This window comes from Saccharopolyspora sp. NPDC003752, from assembly GCF_053605825.1.
Window position 1 is genome coordinate 1 of sequence record NZ_JBSGJZ010000084.1, and the last position, 4,760, is coordinate 4,760.

The 4,760-nt window shown below is 63.5% G+C and carries 4 protein-coding genes; 2 read left to right on the plus strand and 2 right to left on the minus strand.

The window, feature by feature from the left end:
• Window positions 1-396 precede the first annotated feature (396 nt).
• The gene (gene adhP / locus ACWEV3_RS43295) at window positions 397-1,410 is read left to right on the plus strand and encodes an alcohol dehydrogenase AdhP (protein WP_452619489.1); all 1,014 of its coding nucleotides are present in this window, start codon (window positions 397-399) and stop codon (window positions 1,408-1,410) included.
• Between the two features lie 14 nt (window positions 1,411-1,424).
• A complete protein-coding gene (locus tag ACWEV3_RS43300; protein ID WP_452619490.1) occupies window positions 1,425-1,844 on the plus strand; it encodes a transposase in 420 nt (139 codons plus the stop codon).
• A gap of 525 nt (window positions 1,845-2,369) precedes the next feature.
• Here ACWEV3_RS43300 and ACWEV3_RS43305 read toward each other — a convergent pair.
• Together ACWEV3_RS43305 and ACWEV3_RS43310 are read right to left on the minus strand one after the other, a co-directional pair.
• Window positions 2,370-3,506, minus strand: a complete 1,137-nt coding sequence (locus ACWEV3_RS43305) for a sensor histidine kinase (protein WP_452619491.1) — start codon at window positions 3,504-3,506, stop codon at window positions 2,370-2,372.
• Window positions 3,503-4,159 (minus strand): response regulator transcription factor, encoded by a 657-nt coding sequence (locus tag ACWEV3_RS43310; protein WP_452619492.1) that lies wholly within the window; start codon window positions 4,157-4,159, stop codon window positions 3,503-3,505. The genes ACWEV3_RS43305 and ACWEV3_RS43310 overlap by 4 nt, the downstream gene beginning before the upstream one ends.
• Window positions 4,160-4,760: the final 601 nt, after the last annotated feature.

Consider the following 4,760-nt stretch of genomic DNA (forward strand, 5'->3'; position numbering starts at 1 on the left):
CGGAGAACCGCGAGGTCGGCGACGTCACCACGCTCGCCGACTCGTCCGTCATGTCGCTGATCTCCAAGGGCCTGAACAAGTCCAGCGACGACTGATGCCCCAGACCGCCGCCCGGCAGGCCGATGCCCCATCTCTGCTCCCGACCTGCCGGGCGGTTTCCACGTGCACAACGTCGTCTCGCGTTCATTGCCCAACAGTCGTCTTCGTCCGCCCCATTCATAACCCCTGTTTCATCAACTACCTGCCCGTTCGGAGAGCTGTCCTGCTGGCTTCCACCAGATACAAAGGAGTCCTGGTTTCGCGGTACCGGTTCGCATCGACCGTGAGACCGGCGGTCGTCGGCTCTCGAGCCGAATTCCGGGGCCGAAACCAACTAGCAATGCCCAAGGAGTTTTCATGAAAGCCGCTGTCGTCCACGACTTCACCAAGGAACTGACCATCGACGAGGTTCCCAAGCCCGAACCGGGACCGGGCGAAGTCGTCGTGAAGATCGAAACCTCTGGCCTGTGCCACACCGACATCCACGCGGCACACGGGGATTGGCCGGTGAAGCCCAAACTCCCTCTCATCCCCGGCCACGAAGGCGTCGGCATCGTCGAGAGCGTCGGCGCGGAAGTGACCGAAGTGGCCGAAGGCGACCGCGTGGCAATCCCGTGGCTCGGTATCGCTTGCGGCATCTGCGACTACTGCACCAGCGGCTGGGAAACTCTGTGCGAGAAGCAGCTCAACACCGGCTACTTCATCGACGGCGGCTACGCGGAGTACACCAAGGCGTCGGCGAAGTACGTCGCCAAAGTACCGGCCGGGGTCGATCCACTGGATGCCGCGCCGCTGACCTGCGCGGGCGTGACGACGTACAAGGCTGTGAAGCTCTCCGGTGCCCGCCCAGCGTCCACAGTCGCCGTGTTCGGCATCGGCGGACTCGGGCATCTGGCCCTCCAGTACGCCAAGATCTTCGGCGCCAGGGTCATCGCCGTGGACGTGGTGGACGAAAAGCTCGAACTCGCCCGGGAACTCGGTGCGGACCATACCGTCAACGCCCTCACAGAAGATCCCGTGCGAGCGATCAAGGATCTCGGTGGTGCCGACGCCGCGATCTCGGTCGCAGTGGCCCCCAAGGCCTTCGAACAGGCCTACAGCTCACTGCGCCGAGGCGGCAAACTGGTCTTCGTCGCGCTGCCCGCGGACAACCACGTGCAACTGCCGATCTTCGAGACAGTACTCAACGGCATCACCATCATCGGCTCGATCGTAGGCACGCGTAGCGATCTGGACGAAGTGTTCCAGCTGCACCAGCAGGGCCGTACCAGGGTGATCCGGGAAAGCCGCCGCCTCGGCGAGGTCAACACCTGTTTCGCGGAGGTCGAGAAGGGACAAGTGAAGGCCCGGCTCGTTTTCGATCTGCGTTGATCGCGGATTGCGGCGTGGCGGTCGGTCCGGCGACCGCCACGCCGCATCCAGATGGCTCGCAGTGCCCTACCAGAACCCAGCCATCCCGCCCGCGTTACCAGCGAATCGAGACACTGACCGAACGAATCGACGCCGTGGAAAAAGACCGTTCCAAAGTCGACACGCTGGCACCGCAACTGCTGCAACTACGCGGATGCGCACACCTCACCGCAGCGAAGATACTCGCCGAAACCGCCGGAATATCCCGGTTTCGACACGCCGATGCTTACACCGCCTACACCGGCACAGCACCGATTCCCGCCTCCTCCGGCAACACCCATCGACACAGACTCGCCCGCGGCGGCAATCGCCAACTCAACGCCGCCATCCACCGCATCGCCTTGACCCAAGCACGGATCGACGGTCCAGGCCGCAGCTACTACCTCAAGCCGTAGCCGATCTTGAACAGTGTCGCGTCCCGGAAAGCGGGCAACCAGCGTTTGCGGCCGAGCGCACGGATGCAGGCCCCCGGACATCGCAGCGCGCGAAAGACTCGTGCAGCTCCTTCTTGGTGAAAGCGCGTATCTTCGCGTCTGTCTCGTTGCCCTGGACGTGCACGGTGATGTACCACTCTTCATGATCTGGATCGGGCGTGCGTCGAGATGCTACGTCGCCGACCATTGTAAAGCCTGATGCTCCTATAGATCGCCAAGTGGTGTGAGCGAGGTCGGCGGGGCTCTTAGTTGGCTGGGAGAGGATTGTGTAGATACTGAACCCAGCAACGTCGCGGCCGGCGGCGGACATGCCCCATCGGGTTCCGACCTCAGCACTGGCGTGTCCTACCTGCCCGGCCTGGAGGCATACCTCGCCGACTTGAACCGCAACCGAGAGCGCTGGCGCTGCCATGCCCACCGCGATCGTCTGGCAGGCACAGTTCAACCAGCGGCTGCACTGGGTCAGGCCTGTCCGCAGGAGCCGTGTCATGCTGCTGGCAAGCAAACCCGGACGACGAGCCCGCCCTCGTCACGTGGCTGAGCAGTGACGGAGCCGCCATGTGCTTCGGAGATCGCCCGTACCACCGAGAGGCCGAGGCCACTGCCCGGAGGTGGGTCCGCCCTGTTGAAGCACAAGCGCTTAAACGGTTCGAACAACTGGTCAGCCTGGGTGGTGTCGATGTGGGTACCGCCGTTCGCGATCTCTAGCACAGACTCGGTCGGCGTGCCGACGGTGCGTACGGACACCCAGCCGCCGGGTGCATTGTGGACGAAGGCATTGTCGATGAGGTTGCGGATCAGTTGCTCGAGCAGGGCGGCGTCACCACGGACCTTGGTCACGTCGAGTTCCGATGTGGGCTCGATCTGTTCGTCGTTACGGGCGATACGCTCGTGCAGGATGTCGTCAGTGAGATCAGCCAGGTTGACGGTGTCTTTCCTCTCGACGGTTTCAGCGTTCTGCGCCAACGCGAACAGGCCGCTGAGTACGCGCTGTTGATGGCCCAGGCTGGCGAGGAGTTTGCGGCCCAACTCAATGGTCCCGGTTCCGGCGTCAGGTCGCGTCATCGCCACCTCGGTGACCGCTTGCTGCGCCGCTACGGGGGTTTTCAGCTCGTGTGCAGCGTTCGCGAGGAATCTGCGCTGGCTGACGAACGACCGTTCCAGCCGCGCCAGCATGTGGTCGAAGGCATCGGCGAGTTCCTTGATCTCGTCGTTGGGCCCTGAAAGGCAAATACGCGTACTCAACTCCTGGTCAGCCGCCCGCTGAGCCGCGCTCGTGATGGACCGGATCGGGCGCAGCACACGCCGGGCCGTCAACCACCCGAGAACTGCGGCCACCGCCATGACGACCACCAGGGCGACGACACCGTTTCCGAGTAAGGAAGAATAGGTCACGGTGCCTGCAACGTCGACGAGTTCCGGCTCTCCTGGGTCAGCTGGCGCCGTCGCCGGACGATCGGGGGCGGGAACCGCTGACGACGAGTAAGGAACCGAGGATCCAGTACTGACCGGGGTTACCGGCTGCGCCATCAACAGGATCAGTCCGAGCATTATCGCGCCTGTGACCGCTGTCAGCACCACATACGCGAGCGTCAGCTTGATTCGCAGCGGCCAGCGTTTCACGGGATCCGGTACCCAACACCGGAAACGGTCTCAACAGGCGGGGGGTCGCCCAGCTTGCGCCGCAGCGATACCATAGTCACGCGCACGACGTTGGTAAAGGGATCGATGTTCTCGTCCCATGCCGTCTCCAACAGTTTCTCAGCCGAAACGACCGCACCATCCGCACGAAGCAACTCTTCGAGGACGGTGAATTCCTTTTTGGCCAAGGAAATCCGCTGATCGTGACGCGTGACCCGGTGCCGCGCCGGGTCCAAGACGATGCCTGCGCGTTGCAGTATCGGCGGTACAGCCGGCCTGCTTCGCCGTCCCAGCGAGCGCACCCTGGCGACGAGTTCGGTGAAGGCGAACGGTTTGGGCAGATAGTCATCGGCACCAAGTTCGAGTCCAGCGACTCGGTCGGCGACCGCGGACGCAGCGGTAAGCAGCAGGATTCGTGTCTCGCGACGCCCCTCAACAAGCGAGCGGCATACTTCGTCGCCGTGCACCAACGGTAGTCCGCGGTCGAGTACAACGACGTCGTAGTCGGTGCTGACGCATCGCTCAAGCGCAGCGGCACCATCGTAGACGACGTCCACGGCGAGTCCGTTGTCACGCAAACCCTCACCCACCGCGTCCGCCATCATTTTCTCATCCTCGGCCACGAGTACACGCATAGCACTCCTATATCACAACAAAGTGCGCCCTTTGCGAGCAAAAAGTACATACGGGCAACAGAATCCGCACTTTAAGCCCTAAAGAAACGATAAAGCGCTACCTGACGCTCCACAAACACCAGATCAGGCAGACTAGCGCTCGTTCCGATGGACATTCGGAGCGACCCACAACACATTCGGAGACTTTCAAGATGAAGGCAATTCGAATCGTGCAGTCACTCACGCTGGCCGGCCTGGCCGTTGCCGGTCTCGTCACTATGTCGGCAGGGGCTTTTGCCGAAGGCACTACTGAGAGCAGCACGCTTCCGGCCCCGCCTATGACCTGCATCCCGGTCGGCGTGCCGACACCGGGCGTACCCGCGTTTCCGACCCTGCCCACCCGTGGCGTCCCCAGTGACGCGCCGGGTGTTCCGGGCAACCCGATCAACTGCGAGCCTGCTGGAGCGCCAGGAATTCCGGCCCCACCGGACCATGGAACGGGCCAGCCCTCGCCGGAGCTATGACGGCGGCTGGGTCCGCCCGGTCACGCCACCGCCGGTCAAGCCCGGCGCAGGTGGACCACGTCACCCGCGGACACCGCAGTGGTCCGGCCGTCGGGGGT